Here is a 19772-nt window from a genome sequence, read left to right as displayed (position 1 = left end):
TAAGCCAGAATAAGGAGAATGACGGAGTATTTTGACGAAAAACTTTGTACAGTTTTTACTGTACAAACATTATGTACTGTTTATTCGGTTGATATACTGGTTAAGTATTGTTAGTATTAAGTCGTTACCCAGAAAGACGGGAAGCGAAGCAACAACTACCGGATTTCGTGGCTGGGCGCATAAGTGTATGGGCTTATGGATGCTGAAAGCCGTTCGAAGTGCACAACACATCAGAAGGGGTGAAAACATGACCATACTTGAAGTGAAAAACGTAAGTAAATTGTTTGGGCCCCAAACCGAGCAAGGTCTGCAATTACTGGAGCAGGGTTGGGGTAAAGAAAAGTTGGCCAAAGAAAAACAGATAACGGTTGGTGTCAACCGGGTCAACATGGATATTAAGGAAGGCGAGATTTTCGTTATTATGGGGCTGTCCGGGAGTGGTAAATCCACACTGGTTCGGATGTTCAATCGTCTGATTGAACCAACATCCGGAGAAATTCTGGTCCATGGTAAGGATCTACGCAAGATGAACAAAGAACAATTGCGCGAAGTGCGCCGGAAAACGATTAGCATGGTCTTCCAGAAGTTTGCGTTATTTCCGCACCGTACCGTTCTTGATAATGTGGAGTATGGATTGGAAATACAAAAAGTAGATAAGGAAGTTCGCCGGGAGAAGGCAAAAACCTCACTTGAGCTGGTTGGCCTGAAAGGCTGGGAAGACAAAATGCCAGATGAACTCAGTGGCGGGATGCAGCAACGTGTCGGCTTGGCGCGTGCACTTGCCAATGACCCGGAAGTACTACTGATGGATGAAGCCTTCAGTGCACTTGATCCATTGATTCGTCGTGATATGCAAGATGAGTTGATCGAGCTTCAGGATAAAATGAAAAAGACCATTATTTTCATTACCCATGACTTGGACGAAGCGCTGCGCATCGGCGATCGTATTGCCCTCATGAAAGACGGCGCAGTTGTGCAGATTGGTACACCGGAAGAGATTATGATTCAACCGGCCAACTCATACGTGGCCCGCTTCGTCGAAGACGTGGATCTGTCCAAGGTCCTTACAGCATCCCACGTAATGCGTCGCCCTGAAACGATTACACTTGATCGTGGTCCTCGTGTTGCCCTCGAATTAATGCGCGAACGCGGAATTTCCAACCTGTTTGTCATTGACCGTTCGAAAAAACTGCTTGGTGTCATCACAGCTGAAGATGCTACCCGTGCGATGCGCGAAAATAAAGTATTAAACGACATTCTGATCACAGACGGGCCTACTGTTGCGCCTGAGACTTTGATTCATGAATTATTCGAAATGGTAAGTTCAGCCCATGTGCCTCTCGCTGTTGTTGGTGAGAATGGCCGTCTGCAAGGTGTTATCGTCCGCGGTGCCCTGCTGGGTGCACTTAGCGGTGAAGTTGCAGTAAAGGAGGAACTTGTGAATGATTCCCAAAATACCACTAGCATCGTGGATTGAATCCATCGTTGACTGGATGAGCTCCTCGCTCTCCGGATTGTTTAATGTAATCTCTGTTGTTATTCAGGCAGTAGTCGGATTCTTCTCCGGGCTGTTCATGTTGCCCCATCCGCTTCTGTTCATTGCGATACTGGGTGTTCTAGCGTTCCTCGTAGGTCGCCTCCCATTGACACTATTTACGGTGATTGGATTCTTACTGGTAGATAACCTTGGGTACTGGTCCCAATCCATGGATACACTTGGCCTGGTTATCACTTCAGGATTAATCTCCATTCTGATTGGTGTTCCGGTCGGAATCTGGCTGGCATATAGCAAAACTGCAGCACGCATAATCACACCGCTGCTTGACTTCATGCAGACAATGCCTGCATTTGTCTACTTGCTGCCTGCAGTTACATTCTTTAGCCTTGGTGTCGTTCCAGGTGTTATCGCATCCGTTATTTTTGCGATTCCACCAACGATTCGTCTGACTCATCTGGGTATCAGACAAGTATCTGGCGAATTGGTTGAAGCAGCCGATGCATTCGGCTCGACCTCCATGCAGAAGTTGTTCAAAGTACAGCTTCCACTCGCTTTGCCTACCGTGATGTCCGGTATTAACCAGACGATCATGTTGTCATTGTCCATGGTTGTTATTGCATCCATGATCGGTGCACAAGGTATTGGTGCGGAAGTCTATCGTGCGGTAACACAGCTGCAAATCGGTAAAGGTTTTGAAGCCGGCCTTGCCGTTGTTGTACTCGCGATTGTATTGGACCGTTTTACACAAAATCTGTTTATGCCAGGTCGCAAAAAGACCTCACGCGTTACAGCAAAGCAAAAAGCATGGATCACGGCTGCGGCAACATTCCTTGTGCTTGTTGCTGGTTTCTCACAATACTTCGTTGGTGGCACAACTTCCGCTGGTGGCAACAATTCAGCAGCCAACGCTGTAGGTAAAGAAGTTAATTATCAGATTATTGGTATCGATCCAGGGGCGGGTATCATGAAGTCCGCTGCAAAAGCGATTGAAGACTACAAGCTGACTGACTGGACTCTGATTGAAGGCTCTGGTGCAGCCATGACAGCCACGCTGGACAAAGCAATCAAAAATGAAGAACCTATCATCATTACAGGTTGGACTCCGCACTGGATGTTCAACAAATATGACCTGAAATATTTGGAAGATCCAGAGAAATCTTTTGGTGATGCGGAGGAGATTCATACCATCGCCCGTAAAGGTCTGAAAGAAGATCACCCTGTTGCGTATGAATTCCTGTCCCGATTTAAGTGGACATCTGATGAAATGGGTGAAATGATGACTGCCATTCAGGAAGGTACCTCTCCTGAAGAAGCAGCTAAAGCATATGCCGAGAAGCATGCTGATCAAGTTGCTGAGTGGACCAAAGGTCTGACTCCCGTGAACGGTGATGCATTTAAACTAAGCTATGTGGCTTGGGATTCCGAAATCGCAAGTACCAACTTGCTGAAATATGTGATGGAAAACGAACTTGGTTACAAAGTTAACGCTCTGCAAGTAGAAGCTGGGCCAATGTGGACAGGTGTTGCCTCAGGCGATGTAGATGCCTCTCCAGCAGCTTGGTTGCCATTGACACACGCTGACTACTGGGAACGTTACAAAGATCAGGTCGACGATCTGGGTGCCAACATGACAGGTGTACGTACAGGCCTCGTGGTTCCTAAATACATGACGGATGTAAATTCGATTGCAGATTTGGAGACAGGTGCCTCTGCCTCAACACCAACGGCTAATGCCAATGTAGGCGAAGAGGTAAATCACCAGATCGTCGGGATCGACCCGGGTGCAGGTCTGATGAAAGCAACCAAAAATGCGATTGAAAATTATGAACTGTCCAACTGGAATCTGGTTGAAGGCTCTGGAGCAGCAATGACTGCATCGCTGGACAAAGCCTATAAGAACGAAGAACCGATTATTGTTACAGGCTGGACGCCTCACTGGATGTTCAACAAGTATGATCTGAAATATCTAGATGATCCCGACTTAATCTTCGGGGATGCAGAAGAAGTTCACACGGTAGGACGCAAAGGAATCAAGGAAGCTCATCCGGTTGCCTACGAATTCCTCTCTCGCTTCAAATGGAATTCAGATCAAATGAGTGAGATCATGATTGATATTCAAGATGGCGTTTCACCTGAACAGGCTGCCAAGACTTATGCGGAAAAACATCCAGACCAGATCAAAGAATGGACTGAAGGTTTGACGCCAGTGAATGGTGATAATTTCAGTCTTGGATATGTTGCCTGGGATTCCGAGATTGCAAGTACCAACCTGATAAAGTATGTTCTTGAGAATGATCTTGGTTACAATGTCAAAGCGCTTCAAGTCGAAGCCGGACCAATGTGGGCAGGCTTGGCTGCAGGAGATATCGATGCTTCTCCAGCGGTATGGCTCCCATTGACACACGGTGACTACTGGGAAACTTATGGTGACCAGATTGACGATATTGCGGTCAGCATGACTGGAGTCAAACAAGGACTGGTTGTTCCAACTTACATGAATATCGACTCCGTTAAAGATTTAAAAGATAATTAAACCAAATTGAGATGGGTAAACCTGAATTTGGTAAAAAGACCACCGAAATTTTTCGGTGGTCTTTTTAAGTGTAAGTGCTAACGAATCGGAGAAGCCTTATTCAAGGATATCAACTGATTCCAGTAAACTAAAGAAACTGAGACATCCTATATCAGAATAAAACAGGCATTTGCATTGCTTTTATTAGAGATTCCAGTAAATAACGTGCCTGATGTTCCTTACTTTGTAAAAAGAAGAGCTGAAGGCGAAATAAGGCGTCCTGAGTTCCTTAGAAAATTAACTACCTTTCCCCAAGGATAAAGGCATTGACTTAAAGACATTTAAAATACTAATCTACACACCCTAACTAGTCTCGAAAATCTCAAGCATAAAGCTAGACGTACTAATGGTTACCTTCTACATTAAAGGCTGTATAACTGAATTATGTACTCAGGCTCTACAAATTTTTTCTTTTCTTTTCTATTCCTACACTTTATCAATCAGTAACAGTAATACACCAATGACAATCATGACAACACCGAGAATACCATATACCACTCTTGCGCCCTGCCGTCCAATGGTCTTCACAAAAATGCCTGCTCGAAAGCTCTTCATAAACCAGTCCCAATTGTTGATCCCACCGAGCAAACTAAAAATTCCTGCCGCGATGGCAAATAGTGCGATTAATACGGGTTGTTCTTGCATTTCGTCAACACTCCTTCAATATAATCCTGTCTACTATACCTTCGCTTGGTGAAAATGAACAGGCATTAATTAGTAAAAAAACAGCTCGCAGATGGAAGCCTGCGAGCTGTTCTAAACCGTCTGTATATGCATTTATTGCTTTTGCAATTCAATTGCCGACAATAACAAGGTCACCACTTCCGCACGTGTTGCTTCAGCGAGAGGGTTAAATCTATTTTGCCCTGTTCCCTTCACCAATCCTGCATCATATGCCGCAGCTATATATGGAACAGCCCACGTTGGTACTTTATCTGCGTCCGCAAAGCCCAGTACCGGATTGGACTGTACCGGAAGACCGAGTGCTCTAACGAGCATAACCGTCATCTCTACCCGCGATACTTTGCCCGATGAACGGAAGGTATCATCCGTATACCCGCTAATGATGCCTTGCTCCACTGCCTGGGCAATAAAGGTTTGCGCCCACGCAGGTATGCCAGCAGCATCCTTAAATGTCAAAGCTTTATTGCTGGCTGGAAGTTCAAATGCTCTTGCCAGCATAACAATGAATTCAGCGCGTGTGGCTAGTGCATTCGGACGGAAATTACCATCCTGATACCCGTTCACAATTCCCCGGGAAATGGCCTGCTCAATAGCAGCCGCAGCCCAGTGATTCCCGATATCTTTCAGGTCTACACCCGGAGTGGTTGGATTCGTACCTCCTCCATTACCAGGAACGGTTGGTGTAGTAGGGTTCGTAGGGTTGGTTGGCGTAGTCGGTGTGGTTGGAGTTACCGGCTGAGTAGGTGTTGTAGACCCTCCACCACTGTTGCCACTGCCCGGATTACTGCCATTATTGCCGCCACCATTACCAGGATTGCTTCCATTTCCGTTTCCAGGAAGTGGTGTGCCTTTCAGATCCGTACTGCGTCCTTCCGTCTTTTGATCAACTGTACCTACACGGTCCAGATGTTCATGGAAGATTTCATAATCGACCAGATTCAATTCGTAGAATCGATTATCATCTTTCGCCGTTCTCATCGCACGATAGAAGTCTCCACCGTTAGCCATGAATGAATTGGTAGCAACGATATAATAGCCGTTCGGATCGATATCCGAGTACGTACCATCTGCATTTTTAATCTGAACTTTGACCACACGTTGGCCCTCTTGGGTTACGGTGTTGGTCGTAGCATCAATTTTTTCGCCCGGTTTCGTGGAATCGTAGTAGAACCGCATACCTGCCACTTGCGGGAAGCGCCCTTCTCCTGTTTCCACACCACTTACTCCATTTTCCAGCGCGGCTGTGATTTCCTTACCTGTCATTTTTAACGCAGACAGGTTATTACCGAATGGCATCACAGTCAAGAGATTACCCAGCGTAATATCGCCTGTCTGGAATGAAGCTCGAATGCCGCCGCCGTTCTGGATCGCGATGTATCCTTTGACATCATTCTCCTTTACAATGGATTTCACTTTTTCCAGCATGCCGTCTGTCATCAGGTTTCCTAGATTGGTTTCCTGTTTCCGCACAGTGCCCCGTTCTCCATCCAGGAAGACATTCGTTTTACCGATAACCGTTTTCTTGAATTGTTCCAACTGAGGCGCATAATCTTTCAGCTTGTTTGCGGCTTCCACATCATCAGCATAGACGAATTGGTCGTTAGCATCTTTTGCATCCAGACTCAGCAATTTGCCGTTCCACTTTTTCAATATACCTGCTTCATTAAACGTAACATCCAATTGACCAAGAGACACGTCATATTCACCAGTTTGTACAACCAATGTCGGCTCATCCTGGCTGCCCACCATAATCGGTTCTTTCAGAATGGTGTGTGAATGCCCACCTACCACAATGTCGATTCCTTCTACGGACTCAGCTAATTTCAGATCCTCTGAGTAGCCGAGGTGAGTCAAAGCAATGATTTTATTGATACCTTCATTTTGCAGCATCTGTACGGTTGCTTGTGCACTTGCCTTATAATCTACAAACTTCAAGTCATCTCCCGGTGAAGAAAGAGATACTGTATCCGGTGTCGTCAGTCCAAAAATACCAACTCGCTCACCATTCACTTCCGTAATAATCGCCGGATAGATCTCGGATTTTTCACCCGGATTCCCGATGTTATCGTTGTACAAACCACTCAAATTCGCATCTTTTGAATAATCAATATTGGCGCTCACGAATGGGAATTCTGCTTTCTCAATAAATTCTTTCAGTACGCTCGGACCTTTATCAAACTCATGATTACCGAAGGTCATGGCATCGTATCCGATCATGTTCATGAACTCCAGATCAGCCAAACCATTAAACAGATTGAAGTACAATGTGCCTGAGAAAACGTCCCCTGCATCCAGCACCAACGTGTTATCATTGCGTGCTTCCTTGATTGCCGTAACTCGGCGCGGAATGTTATCCAGATGCGCATGGGTATCGTTCGTGTGCAGTACGCGCAGGTTGAAGTCTCCTTCTTCCACCGGCTCTCCAATACTTAATTGTGCGAGCAGTGGATCATGGTCACTCACCCGTCCATCCGCTGCCTCAAAATCTGCATTCACATGCACCACTTCGATGGCTGCCGTTTCAGTCAGATTTTTGCTCACCAGGATGTGATCCAGCGTCTGAGAGTTGCCGTCGTAGATGTAGGAGTACCGCTGGTTTTCTGGCAGTTCGTTTACCAAATTGTCCAGTTCATTACCCTCAACAATGTTCAAGGTATTTGAGAATTGGAAGTCATTGAAATCACCGAGAACAGCAACATTTACCTCTGGGTCTTTATCTAGTAAGTCTTTCACAAAGCCATTCACCAGCGCAGCTTGCTTCGCACGTTGAACTTCACTGCTTCGAGTGGCAGGCTGTATGCTTCCAAACGGTTTCAGGTCTCCGCCTTTGGAATTGAAGTGGTTGGCAATCACCACTACACGTTCACCATTGAATTCGAATTCAGCGGCAAGCGGTTTGCGGGAGCTGGCGAACGCCTCATCCCCTGGTGCAATACGACCCGGGTTATTGGAGAGACTGCCGTCAGCGCCTACCTGAATTGCTGTTGTCGCATTACCTTTAATTCCTTCTTTCAAGGACACTCTTGATTCCTTATATAGGAACCCAACTCGAATGTTGGCACCTGGTGCTCCGCCATCCTTGTTATTTTCCGGAGCGATATCTGTGTATTTATACGTGGGACCACCTTTGGCAGCAATTGCATCAATTAAAGTCTGGAAGCTCGCATCCGCAGCAGTGTTTCCACTGTCGGTTGCTCCATCATTATCTTGTACTTCCATAATGCCAATAATATCTGGATTTTTCAGATTATTTACAACAATACCGCCAATTTTAACCGCTCTAGCCGCATCCTTTTGACTGAAATTCTCTACATTGAACGTTGCAATCGTTAATTTGTCATCCGTAGGTTGAATATTGGTTATGGCTTGTGCAAGAGAGCTCGGTGTGATTGCCGGAAGATTACCCTCAGGAATCACTTTAAAGTTTCCATTGGAGTATGTCATAACCCCTTTCACAGAGCCATCCAGCTTGTCTCCCGTTTTGACCGCTTGGGATGGTTTTTTATTGATGAACAGTCGTTGCGGATTAAGTGAACTCTCAAACGGCTCTACACCATCTCCTGTCAGAATGACGCCTCCTGCAGGTGTTCGTAACGGATTGTTCGGACCATTATCGATTACGACTGCCAGCCCTGGCTCACTTGAATACGGACCGACAATCGTGGCTTGATCGAGTTGCACCCTCATGCCTTCCAAGCTCTCGTAAAAGTCGATTGCATCCACATCCGGATTAAACTCACCGAACTGATCCGAATCAATGACGTTAGGGATCATTCGTCCGTCCTTCCCAAGGATCACAGGTTCAGGCAGTGTCTGATTTTCACCCTCAACCGTAATTGCTGTAGCCACTATTTCTGTTGTCGCCAGCTCGGTCGTTGCTGTCGCATATTCCTTCACTTGACCGGATACGCTGACTTTGTTGCCTACCGCCATGCCATGAGTGGATTTATAAATAAGGATACCCTCAGATGTTTTAGTGTCGTCATCTTCCATGCCAGGGATCTCCTGCATATAGAACGAACTTGCATTGACAATATGAGTCACGATACCTTCAACATTCTGGACAGCCAGACCATCATACAGGGAGTTATGAGATGCGCCTTGTATATCGTGAATTCTCAGGTTGTCCAGTTCCTGAAGAACGGTGTACGTAAAGCTATATACATGACTTGTATTGCCCCCTGATACGGCGATCGCTTTAACAACCGTATCTTCGTCTAATGTGATCGGGCCAGTATACAGTGTAGATGTTTGGGTTGGTTCTGTTCCATCAACCGAATAATAAATTTCCGCTCCAGCTGTTGGTGAGGATAAGGTCACGGTTGATCCTTTGACAATACCACCTGACGGAACACTAGCTTTAACAGAAAGCAGATTTTCGACAACATCTGTTGCTGTACGCGGGATTAGTTCCAGTCCATAGCTTGTGTGGTAAGTCATGACACCTGTCACTTTTTCGTATGTTTTGCCTGTTGTTAGTGCAGTGGGGCTATTCTTGGCATAGATCGTGATCTCTCCACCATCGACATCTGTCGCAAAAAAGGTGGAACTACTGCTTCTTGTCACTGTAACCCCATGAACTTCGACAAGCATTCCTTCATAAATGCCGCCCGCACCCTTACCTCCGCCTTCTGCAGGTGTAAAATCCTTGGAAGTCAATACAAGCGGTTCAGGAATTTCTTGTGCTTTGTCTAAAATCTTGATATATCCGCCTGGAAATCCTGCTTTATCCTTCTCGATCTGGAGCAGACCGTTATAAATGGTGAGCGGACCATATGCTTCTATCCGGTCACCGGGCTCCACAGTTGAATCCGTGCCCCGAATGACGATACCGGCATTCTCATCCTGAATGTATAGATTTGCCATCCCTCCGGATTCCTCTCGATAGGTGACAATCCCCTGAACGGTAACCGAAGTGTTTTCCGGTTTGTTTCTGGCATCAGAGATTGAGATCGGCGTATTGTCCACGATGGTGTAATTAAACAAAGCAATTGCACTATCCAGCAAGCCTTCTTTATGTGCATAGGCTTCAATGTGTATGGCATCATTTACCGTAATGGGAACTGTGTAAGGAAGAAAAGCATTTTCATCATTTAACTTGTAATATACGGCAGCACCGACTGTAGTTGTTCCTAGGGCCACCTGTGTTCCTGCCGGAACTTCCCCTGAAGATGGGTTAGCTGTAACATTGGCTACTTCCGTTTCGGGTGTCTCATCAATGAGTTGAAAGGTTGTTGATGCAACGGAGCGTATACCTTTAGAAGTGAAATATTGAGATAACGTACCGTTGTTAATACGCACTTTGGATTGATACAAGGAGGGATTGCTTAGTAGTCCGAACGTGCTGCGAGGAACAGATGTGGGTACCTGCACAGGCATCATTTTGCTAATATCTCTTTCGGTTGGACTATCCGCAATAGCAAAATTGGTGTCTACAGTAAAGGGTGGATTCGAATTTACACTTGGACCGTTGCTGTAGGTCCCTACAACATAACCTTCAACTGTAGCGGTTGAATCATCCGAACCAAGAGCGAGCGCCTGTGTAACCGTTAATGGCTCGTCAGCTGCGGCGGCTTTACTGTTGAATAAGCCAGCAGGTATAGCTCCGGTAATCAACAGCACCACAGCTAAGAATAATCGAAGCCAACTCTTTATTTGCTTACTTTGCATCTTTCTCCTACCCCCATGTTATGAATTTTCAATCATTTGTTCAGACAACTTGTACATTAGTTCAAATATAAGATAACTGAATAAGCGACCTGTGTAAACAATATTTCTTCGTTATGAAAGAAAATAGAACATATACATTACAAAAATAAACAAAATCACATCATTCTCTTTCATATAGGACTAATAACGGATACTAATTGTGACTTTTTAAACCTTATATCTACCATGCCTGTGCATAAAAAACTAATTCGCGTAACTTAAGCTAACATAAAAAGTGTAAAGCATATCTTCTTTCGACATTTTGTGATAACACCTATGACTCCATACATCAAGAAAAGTCCAACTTAAGTCTCACTGGTTAAAATTCATAAAATCATAAAGACACGACGATCAGGAATGATCGCCGCATCTTTATTTTGAGTTAGTCTACAATTATTTCTTCACCGTACTGTTATACTGCGCAATTTTGTCCGTAATTTGTTTGGCCGCTGCATCCAATGCTTCTTGCGGTGTACCTTGTCCATTCAGGACCGTTTCAATCGCTCCTTCGACAAGTTGTCGCGCTTCAGGGAATACACCCATTAATGCCCCGGATGTTGCTGTCGAATCCGCGGAAGCGTGCAATTGGTCGACGGCTGTCTGGAATTGCGGGTACTTCGCCATATTATCCTTTAATACTTGCTCATTGTAGGCTGCTGTCGTAATAGGGAAATATCCTGTCGCAACGCTCCAGTTCGCTTGCACCTCTGGTGTAGCCAAATACTTGATGAATTGCCATGCCGCCTGCTGTTGCGCTTCCGATTTGTTATTCATGATGTACAGGCTTGCTCCGCCAACCACAACGCCACCTTCTTTGGCATCTGACGGACGAGGCAGGAAGCCTGTCCCCAGTTCAAACTTGCCACCTGAACCTTCCACGATTTTGCGCAGGCCAGCCGTGGAATCCAGAGTCATACCAATCTGCTGAGCGGTAAATGCTGCTGTTGTATCGTCTGTGCTACGCCCCAGATTGGAGAGGGTTTTCTCGTCGATCATCTTTTTCCACCACGTTAACGTCTTCACGCCTGCTTCGGAATTCAACAGAGACTCTGTAGCTGCTTCCGTTCTTCCGTTACCATTGTTTACATAATCTGCATTCTGGTTTGCAAAGAACTGTTCCATGAACCAGCCGTAGATCGCCATGGACGCACCTGGCTTGCCGTCTTTCGCCAATGCTTTCGCCGCCTGCTCAAACTCTTCATACGTCTTCGGCGGGTTCTCCGGGTCCAGACCTGCTGCTTTGAACATATCCTTGTTGTAGTACAGGATCGGGTTGGATGTGTTAAACGGCATGGCATTCAATTTGCCATCAATCGTGTAATATCGGATGATGTTTGGTTCCAGTTGGGACAGATCGAACTGATCCTTGTCGATGAACTGTTGTACCGGCGTAATCATGCCTGAATCAATCATGAACTTGCTGCCAATCTCGTAGACCTGGATAATGTCAGGACCGCTGTCCGAGCCCATGGATGCTTTAAGTTTGTTCAGACTCTCATCGTACTTCCCTTGATAGATGGGCTTCACCTGAATGTCCGGATGACTGGCGTTAAAATCAGAGGCGAGCTGATTAATGGCTTTCTCCCCTGCGCCAGACATGGAGTGCCACCACGTCAGTTGTGTTGTTTCGGCGGCAGCAGCTTCTGCTTGAGCTCCACTCGCCGGGCTACTTGTTTCCGCTTTTGTTCCGCAAGCTGAGATAACCAACATGAGTGCTGCCAGCATTAATGCAAATGTTCCTCTTTTTTTCAACCGAAATCGCTCTCCTTTTATATGGCTCGCGCAATCATAAGTGCATAGGTGCTGCAAGATGGCCGTTCCGGATATGAATCGTTCTTTTGATCGCTGTTATCCCCGGATTTTTTTCATTCCCCCTCTCAAAGGGGAAAATCCGGTGATAAAGGCGAACGCTTCGCTTCTTCAGAATCGATTCTTCTCCTTCACTACTTTTGCAGCTCTTCAAGAGACTTATTGAAAATGCGAGCCTCATTTATTCGCTCCTGGTATCCAACCCTTAAGACCTTGTACGAAGATACAAGGTTTAAATCAAAATCTTTAATACGGAACCTTTAGATTAAAAACTTAAGATCAAAACCTTCAGATATTCCATTCACTTGAATACTTGTGAAATACTATCTCCTTACCCCTTCAACGCGCCTGCGGCCATTCCGCGGACAAGCTGTTTCAACCCGAAGATCAGGAGTAGTAAGGATGGCAGAATCACCATTGCGGTTCCGGCAAATACCAGATTCCACGCTGTGGATTCCTGGAACTCCAGCATGGAGATCCCGATCTGTGCGGTTCTCATCTCCGGTGTATTGGTCACCAGCAGCGGCCAGAGATACGAATTGTACATGCTTAAGAATGAATAGATTGCCAGTGTTCCAAGTGCCGGACGGGACAAAGGCAGAACATGCGATATGAAATAACGAATATGACCACAACCATCGATCCTCGCTGCTTCGAACAACTCCTTGGGCAGCTGCATGAAGAACTGTCTGAGCAGGAATGTACCAAACGCCGTCGCCAGAAATGGCACCGTAAGCCCCTGGTAAGTATCCAGCCAGCCCCAGCTGCGAACCGTGAGGTAATTCGGGATCATCGTCACTTCCCATGGAATCATCATCGTTGCGACAAACATGCTGAAGATGACATTTTTGCCTTTGAACTGCATTTTCGCAAAAGCATAGGCTGCCATACTCGCTGTAATCAATTGACCAAGTGTCGTCAGTCCTGCGACAAGGAAGGTATTGCCGATAAATCGACCGATCGGAACAATATCGAATACTTCGCTAAAGTTGGACAGATCGATGGAATTCGGAATGATATGCGGCGGATAAGCGCTCGCATCTTCTGGCGTCATGACAGCCATGAAAAAGGTATACATCACCGGATACAGTACCAGTGCCGCACAAATGGTCAGTGCTCCGTACAACAGCGTTTTTGTCCATCTCGCACTCATTGGTAATGCACTTTCCTTTCTACCCATTTGAACTGGATCAGGGTCAGCAGCATAATTACCACGAACAGGATCAGTGCCTGTGCACTACCTGTACCAAAGCGGAAATTAACGAAGGCTTCCTGATAGATGGAATAGACGAACACATTCGTACTGTCCATCGGGCCACCCCGGGTTAGAATGTTGATCTGACCGAACGATTGAAAAGCGCCAATGATCGATACGACCGTAACAAAAAATAACGTTGGTGACAGTAGCGGCATCGAGATTTTACGAAACGTAAGCATTGCTCCTGCACCATCAATCTTGGCGCTCTCGTAGATCTCATCCGGTATGCCTGCCAAACCACTGGATAGAATAATGTAGTTAAATCCGAGGTTCATCCAGATGGTCATGATGGAGATCGAAATCAGTGCCCAGTCCGGGCTGGTAAGCCAGGGGATTGGGTCAATGCCTACTTTGCCAAGCAGATAATTCAGCATGCCCAGAGTCGGATGGAATAGAAACTTCCAGATGACCGCTGACGAACCGACGGATAATACCACGGGCAGAGAGAACACAAATTGGAATACACGCATACCCTTGAAACGGTTGTGAGTCAGTGCAGCCAGAATCAGAGCGGCCAACATACCCGTAGGTACTGTAAACAGGACAAATAGTAATGTCACTTTCATGCCTTGCATAAACAGCCCCGATTGGAACACCGCCTTGAAGTTATCCATTCCTACATAAGCTGCAATCTGCCCCGTCGGATCTGTGGAATGCAGACTAAGGTACACGGACTTAAACATCGGGTAAAACAGAAACACTGCAAACAAAAGCAGCGATGGTGCCAGGAAACCATAGGCCAGCAGATTCTCCCGCATTCGCTGCACACGCAGCGAGGTTGACCGGCGCTCACTCGTACCTGATACACGCCGTTTGGCCGCGGGCAAGCTGATCCGGTTATCAAGCTCACTCATCGGATTTTCTTCCCCCTTGTTTCACGCATTCAGTGTGTGTGAAAGGTTACATCCACTTCAGCACCACGTTATCTAGTGTAAGAGTCGAATGTCACAGTAAAATTCATTCTGAATCAACGTAACGTTAATCATGGACAAGGGACTTTACGCAAATGTGCATCCTTTCGAAAGCGGTATCCAGACCGGACCTCACGATAAAAAACCGCAAGAACTCCCCTGTTTGGAGATATCCCTGCGGTTCGATGTGTTAATGGAATATGAACGTATACCTATTAAAGAACGTGACTCATTTTACAATAATCTGTAAATCTTTCAAACGGGATGAAGCGATGAACTGTTCAAGTTAACGATTCAGATGATAGGGCACCGTGGTGACAATCACGTCTTTGTAATTGATCAGATAGGCCCGGATCATGAAGCTGGTCTGGTTATGCAGTACATTTTGCCACCAGTGCTTGGTGATGAATTGCGGAATCAATACGGTGATGTGATCGGTCTCGGCCGTTTTCCACTCCACGGTATCAATGAATTTCTTCAGCGGCCCCATAATACTGCGGTATCTCGATTTGATCACGACCAGACGAACACCGGGATTCCACTCTTCCCACTTCTGCTCCATCTTGCGTATCGCCTCATCATCGAATCCAATGTACAGCGCGACCACGTGATCCGACATCGTCTGCGCATAACTGATCGTATTCATGACGACCCGGGTAATGCCAGCAACGGGAATGATGATGGTATTGCCTTTGTGGGCTGGTTTTTCCACCTGAATGTCGATTCGCAGCTCATCGGCAATGTTGCAATAGTGACGGTGAATACGCATGAACACATAGACAACAACCGGCAAAAAGATAAAAATGACCCATGTCTGCGTGAACTTGGTGAAAATAAAGATCAGGGTGATCGATAATGTAGTCAGCATACCGATCGTATTCACGAGCAGTTTCATCTGCCAGCCAGATGGTTTGACTTTGATCCAACGAATCATCATACCGAGTTGTGACAGGGTAAATGGAATGAACACCCCTACCGCATAGAGCGGAATCAGGCTTTCCGTATTTCCTTTGAACCCAACCACCAGTAAGGCAGACATCACACTAAGAAAAATGATTCCGTTCGAGAAACCAAGGCGGTCTCCTCTGACCATAAATGCATGTGGCATGAATTTATCTTTTGCCATCATGAAGGATAGTAGCGGAAAAGCCGAATATGCGGTGTTGGCAGCCAGGAACAGGATCAATGCTGTTACACCCTGAATGATAAAATACATCGTGCCCCTGCCAAACGTCGCTTCAGCAATCTGGGAAATGACCGTTGCTTTGGGATCAGGCTTCACTCCGTACCCATAAGCTAGTAAGGTGATACCGATGAACATGGCTCCTAATATACAACCCATAAGCAGTAATGTACCCGCGGCATTTTTCTCGGCTGGCTGCTTGAAGTTCGGGATCGCGTTACTTACCGCCTCCACGCCAGTCAAGGCCGAACATCCGGAGCTGAATGCTTTCAATAACAGAAACATACTCACATGGGATAGACTTGTTCCGAATTCTGGTGCAGCTGCTTCCATGCCCCCGGCAAGAAATTTGATTCCACCCGAGATAATCAGAATTGCAATCGAAAAGTTAAACAGATAGATGGGGATCGCCAGCACAGACGCCGACTCCGTCACTCCCCGCAGATTCATAATGGTTAGAAAAACAATCATAATGAGTGCAATCACAACACTGTAGTCATGCAGCATAGGAAAAGCCGATGTAATCGCATCCGTGCCTGCGGACGAACTTACCGCAACGGTCAAAATATAATCGACCAGCAGAGATCCTCCGGCAATCAGACTGGATGTTGTACCCAGGTTATCCTTGGCTACGATATAAGCGCCGCCCCCTGTTGGATAAGCAAATATCGTCTGGCGATAGGAAAAAATTAAAATGACGAGTAATCCCAGCACGGCGATGGAAATTGGAACAGAGTACCACAGGGCGGCGAATCCGGCCGCAACGAGCACCAGCAAAATCTGTTCCGTACCGTAGGCAACGGACGATAGGGCATCCGAGGACAGGATGGCGAGCGCCTTCCATTTCCCCAATTTTTCTCCATCCAGTTCAGCCGATTTCATTGGCTTGCCTATTAAGATTCTCTTCATTTTGCCAAGCATGATCATAACTTCCTTCCATCTCTCATCTGTGAAGCATTGTTATTATGCAAAATCGCAGAGCCATTGACAATACGTCATTTCACCCGAATTTCGCCAGCGCGTGATAATGCATTCTACGATTCAATAATCGATAACAAAGCCATTCTTGTTCAGCAATTTGAACTTTTTTGAACCAAAATGACGTTTGTTCGTCAAAAAAAAGGAAATGACCTTCGGTTCAATGAACCAAAGACCACTTCCTTGATCTATACGTTGACTGTACAGCAATGTAATTTCCCTGCATCTGCCTTGTCCAGACCTGTGCAGCTTCTTTATTCAGCTTATATTTAGCTGTCCAAAATGCCAGGACGAGGGGTGACGCCAAACGCTTGCGCCAGGGTGATCAGTTGTTCATCCGTAATTCTCTGCCGAATCTCGTGACCAGCAACCAGCATATACACTTGGGCTGCCTTCTCAATCGTCTCAATCAGACCAAAAGCCTCGTCAATCGTTGTACCTGTTCCAAAGATGCCATGTTGCGGCCAGATGACCGCGTGGTATTCTTTCATTTTCTCCGCCGTTTCGCGGCCTATCTCGTTCGACCCAGGAATCATCCATGGAATAATGCCAATGCCATCCGGGAATACAACTACACACTCGGTGCACATCTGCCAGAGGGTCTTCGTAAATTTGGCCTCATCCAATTCGTGGATAAACGTCATGGCCAATACATGAGTGGCATGGTTATGCATGACAACCCGATGGTTCGGGTCCAATTTCAAACGTTCAATATGGCTCATAAAATGTGTAGGTAATTCACTGGTTGGATTCGCCCCCGACTTCAATCCCCAGAGCACTTCCAGCTCCTGCCCATCTTGTGATACACGCAGCAATCCCAGGTTGCTCTCGGGATCAGCAAGTACATTTTTGAAATATTTACCCGATGCTGTCACGATAAAATACTTGCCTGCCAGCTCTTGCACCGAAAATGCTGGTTTGATCTTGCGGATCACATGATGGATATCGATATATGGTGCTACTTCCTCTTCCTCCAGCAGATAGCTGACATTGCCTCCATTGCGCTCATCCCAGCCATTCTTCCACATATGTTGTGTAATCTCCGCCATCTCTCGAACAAATGGAATATCGAAACCTGCAGCCTGTGTGTTGACGTTGGTAAGGGTCACGTTCATGATCAATCTCTCCTTATATTAAAAATCATATGCTTGCCACGTACATAGTAAGTTCCTTTTTTCACATTCATTATACCTTTGTTTATCTTTGATAGTCAATAAAAAGCAAAGAAATAATCTTTTATTTATTTTTGTTTAGTTTTGTTTATTTGAGAATAAAACAAAAAAATACCCCACCGGCGCCCGGCGGGGTCAGTCACACATCTATTTAACACGAGAAGGGGTTTACAAGAGTTATCATACCTCCGCTACCTTAATAGAAGCTGAAAGCGAAATAAAAAAAGCATGAAAACATACATCCTCTCTTGAGACTGGGGTTCAGTATCTTCTTTACTTTCAGTACATATGTCTCTCAGTCCAAACTATTTTGTATATTCTAGCATATGCTATTCTAGCTTTTCTCAGGAAAAGACATTCATAAAAAAGGAGATGAACCTATGGCAGTTCTTTCTACCGGGCCAATCGAGAATAACCTCTCTGGTGGCAGCAGGCCTACGCAACAAGTCACCATCAAAATGGTCAACACTGATTCCATTAATACATCCAATATACTCATTGAAGGTTATTCTCTTAATGGAACGCGGACATTGTATGTTCAACAATCGGTCAATCTGAATCCCGGACAAGTCTTCTCCCAAACCTATTACGCCAACCTGGATGGATACGAATATGTATTTACCACGGGTGGAGGTGCGGCTGCGCTAACCGAAATTTCAGTATGGGGCAAAAACAACACTGGGCAAATCGTTACCGCACACCGCATTGTTTCAAAAGAACTATCTCTATAAAAGGGGGAAAAAAAATGGCCACAATCTCATCTGGTCCCATTGAGAACAACCTGGTAGCCGGATCAAGACTCACCCAATCGGTTACTATCAAAATTGATAACGAAGATCCAGTCAACGCCTCAACTGTTCTGATCGAAGGATATGCGCTGAACGGAACGCGAACCTTGTATGTACTGGAATCCATCTCACTTGCTCCCAATGAAGTCTTCACCAAAAGTTATTTTGCAAACCTGGATGGCTTTGAGTTTGTTTTCACTACCAGCGGCTTGGCAGAAAGCTCAACCGACGTTTCCATGTGGGGTAAAAATAACACTGGACAATTGGTCGCTGCCCACCGACTGGTAACTTCTGAGTTACTTGGTGCTGAAGGCGGAACTCCCAACTTCGAGTGGGGACAGACGATCTACTGGGCTGATTCGAGTGCTCCAGGACCGGGCACCGGATCACCTTTTGATCCCTTTAATTCTCTCCAGGCAGCTATTGATGCAGCGACAAATAGTCCACTTGCGGTTACTTTTGGCATGAGAGCCCGTCTAATTATTCTCATTGCTGGCAATTCATCCTTCAATGAGGATATTGTCATTCCACCAGCAAGGCATGTGCAGCTTCTGGGTCTAGGTCCATGGCAACTGGGCAACTCTGATCTGGCCAACTTTGCTTCTTCCATCCCCCGCAACGTCACGATCCAAACGAGCCAGGCTGCGGAAGATGTCTATCTGGTTCAAGGACCTGCATTTGATGCTCGTCCTGTTACGGTCATAGGAACGTTTAATGACGGCACGTCCGTCAGCACACACACCAACTATACTGACGGGGCCATTATAAGCGGTGATGTCATTTTCCAGAACGTTGCTCCGGTTGACCCGTTCACAACCATTGAGTTTCAACTGCTCAATGCCAGAGTCGTGGGTAATATCGTACAATCCGGTCATATGGGCAATCTGAACACGTACCTGTATCACAGTCGCATCAACACCATGGTCCATACCGGTTTGAATATTCAACGTATGGTAGATAGTGTGTCAGACAGTACCATTAACGTTAGAGGATACTCTCACATTACCAATTCCACAATGAATGGCAATGTGACAGTTACACTCGCCTTGAGTGACGTCCCGCCAACAGGCATATTCAGCAGTCAATTTGGGACGATTACCTGGACAGGACCTTTAACACTGGATACCGCCTCCAACTATTATTTTGTGAACAGCGGCTCTACACTTGTGGGAACCAAAACCGTATTATTCAGCATCGCCTAACAAACCAT

Annotated in this window: 11 protein-coding genes; 4 read left to right on the top strand and 7 right to left on the bottom strand. The window is 46.0% G+C overall.

From position 1 onward, the window contains the following. Nucleotides 1–247: 247 nt before the first annotated feature. Together NLBNIHML_RS24245 and NLBNIHML_RS24240 are read left to right on the top strand one after the other, a co-directional pair. Complete coding sequence (locus NLBNIHML_RS24245; RefSeq protein ID WP_339240348.1) at nt 248–1477, top strand: quaternary amine ABC transporter ATP-binding protein; 1230 nt, start codon at nt 248–250, stop codon at nt 1475–1477. After that, entirely contained in the window at nt 1443–4031 is a 2589-nt protein-coding gene (locus NLBNIHML_RS24240) for a glycine betaine ABC transporter substrate-binding protein (protein WP_494352970.1), read from the top strand. Before NLBNIHML_RS24245 ends, NLBNIHML_RS24240 begins: the two co-directional genes overlap by 35 nt. A 465-nt stretch (nt 4032–4496) precedes the next feature. On the opposite strand, the gene NLBNIHML_RS24235 is transcribed toward NLBNIHML_RS24240, so the two are convergent. The 7 genes from NLBNIHML_RS24235 to rhaD form a co-directional block, all read right to left on the bottom strand. After that, a complete protein-coding gene (locus NLBNIHML_RS24235; RefSeq protein ID WP_339240345.1) occupies nt 4497–4715 on the bottom strand; it encodes an immunity 17 family protein in 219 nt (72 codons plus the stop codon). A 132-nt stretch (nt 4716–4847) separates the two neighbouring features. Further along, entirely contained in the window at nt 4848–10424 is a 5577-nt protein-coding gene (locus tag NLBNIHML_RS24230; protein ID WP_494352969.1) for a 5'-nucleotidase C-terminal domain-containing protein, read from the bottom strand. Between the two features lie 432 nt (nt 10425–10856). Continuing rightward, nucleotides 10857–12215, bottom strand: coding sequence for an ABC transporter substrate-binding protein (locus NLBNIHML_RS24225; RefSeq protein WP_494352968.1), 1359 nt, complete (start codon nt 12213–12215; stop codon nt 10857–10859). Between the two features lie 388 nt (nt 12216–12603). Next, nucleotides 12604–13425: a carbohydrate ABC transporter permease gene (locus NLBNIHML_RS24220; RefSeq protein WP_494352967.1), complete on the bottom strand. Its 822-nt coding sequence runs from the start codon at nt 13423–13425 to the stop codon at nt 12604–12606. Continuing rightward, nucleotides 13422–14384, bottom strand: coding sequence for a carbohydrate ABC transporter permease (locus NLBNIHML_RS24215; protein WP_494352966.1), 963 nt, complete (start codon nt 14382–14384; stop codon nt 13422–13424). The genes NLBNIHML_RS24220 and NLBNIHML_RS24215 overlap by 4 nt, the downstream gene beginning before the upstream one ends. 343 nt (nt 14385–14727) lie before the next feature. Further along, complete coding sequence (locus tag NLBNIHML_RS24210) at nt 14728–16545, bottom strand: APC family permease (protein ID WP_494352965.1); 1818 nt, start codon at nt 16543–16545, stop codon at nt 14728–14730. A gap of 326 nt (nt 16546–16871) precedes the next feature. After that, nucleotides 16872–17717 carry a rhamnulose-1-phosphate aldolase gene (gene rhaD / locus NLBNIHML_RS24205; RefSeq protein WP_494352964.1) on the bottom strand — a complete coding sequence of 282 codons (846 nt, stop codon included), beginning with the start codon at nt 17715–17717 and terminating at the stop codon, nt 16872–16874. Nucleotides 17718–18154: 437 nt separating this feature from the next. Between rhaD and NLBNIHML_RS24200 the strand changes: the two genes are divergently transcribed. After that, nucleotides 18155–18505 (top strand): hypothetical protein, encoded by a 351-nt coding sequence (locus NLBNIHML_RS24200; RefSeq protein WP_339240335.1) that lies wholly within the window; start codon nt 18155–18157, stop codon nt 18503–18505. A gap of 14 nt (nt 18506–18519) precedes the next feature. Next, nucleotides 18520–19764 (top strand): hypothetical protein, encoded by a 1245-nt coding sequence (locus tag NLBNIHML_RS24195; RefSeq protein ID WP_472473897.1) that lies wholly within the window; start codon nt 18520–18522, stop codon nt 19762–19764. Nucleotides 19765–19772 lie beyond the last annotated feature (8 nt).

The organism is Paenibacillus sp. JNU01 (assembly GCF_059130585.1).
Note: the sequence above shows the minus strand (reverse complement) of the source record. Positions and strands in the feature narration are given on the sequence as shown.

Bases quoted from the DNA above. Each gene is read 5' to 3' on its own strand.
- NLBNIHML_RS24195 (WP_472473897.1), top strand. From the start codon at position 18,520: ATGGCCACAATCTCATCTGGTCCCATTGAGAACAACCTGGTAGCCGGA.
- NLBNIHML_RS24245 (WP_339240348.1), top strand. From the start codon at position 248: ATGACCATACTTGAAGTGAAAAACGTAAGTAAATTGTTTGGGCCCCAA.
- NLBNIHML_RS24210 (WP_494352965.1), bottom strand. From the start codon at position 16,545: ATGCTTGGCAAAATGAAGAGAATCTTAATAGGCAAGCCAATGAAATCG.
- NLBNIHML_RS24220 (WP_494352967.1), bottom strand. From the start codon at position 13,425: ATGAGTGCGAGATGGACAAAAACGCTGTTGTACGGAGCACTGACCATT.
- NLBNIHML_RS24230 (WP_494352969.1), bottom strand. From the start codon at position 10,424: ATGCAAAGTAAGCAAATAAAGAGTTGGCTTCGATTATTCTTAGCTGTG.
- rhaD (WP_494352964.1), bottom strand. From the start codon at position 17,717: ATGAACGTGACCCTTACCAACGTCAACACACAGGCTGCAGGTTTCGAT.
- NLBNIHML_RS24215 (WP_494352966.1), bottom strand. From the start codon at position 14,384: ATGAGTGAGCTTGATAACCGGATCAGCTTGCCCGCGGCCAAACGGCGT.
- NLBNIHML_RS24240 (WP_494352970.1), top strand. From the start codon at position 1,443: ATGATTCCCAAAATACCACTAGCATCGTGGATTGAATCCATCGTTGAC.
- NLBNIHML_RS24200 (WP_339240335.1), top strand. From the start codon at position 18,155: ATGGCAGTTCTTTCTACCGGGCCAATCGAGAATAACCTCTCTGGTGGC.
- NLBNIHML_RS24235 (WP_339240345.1), bottom strand. From the start codon at position 4,715: ATGCAAGAACAACCCGTATTAATCGCACTATTTGCCATCGCGGCAGGA.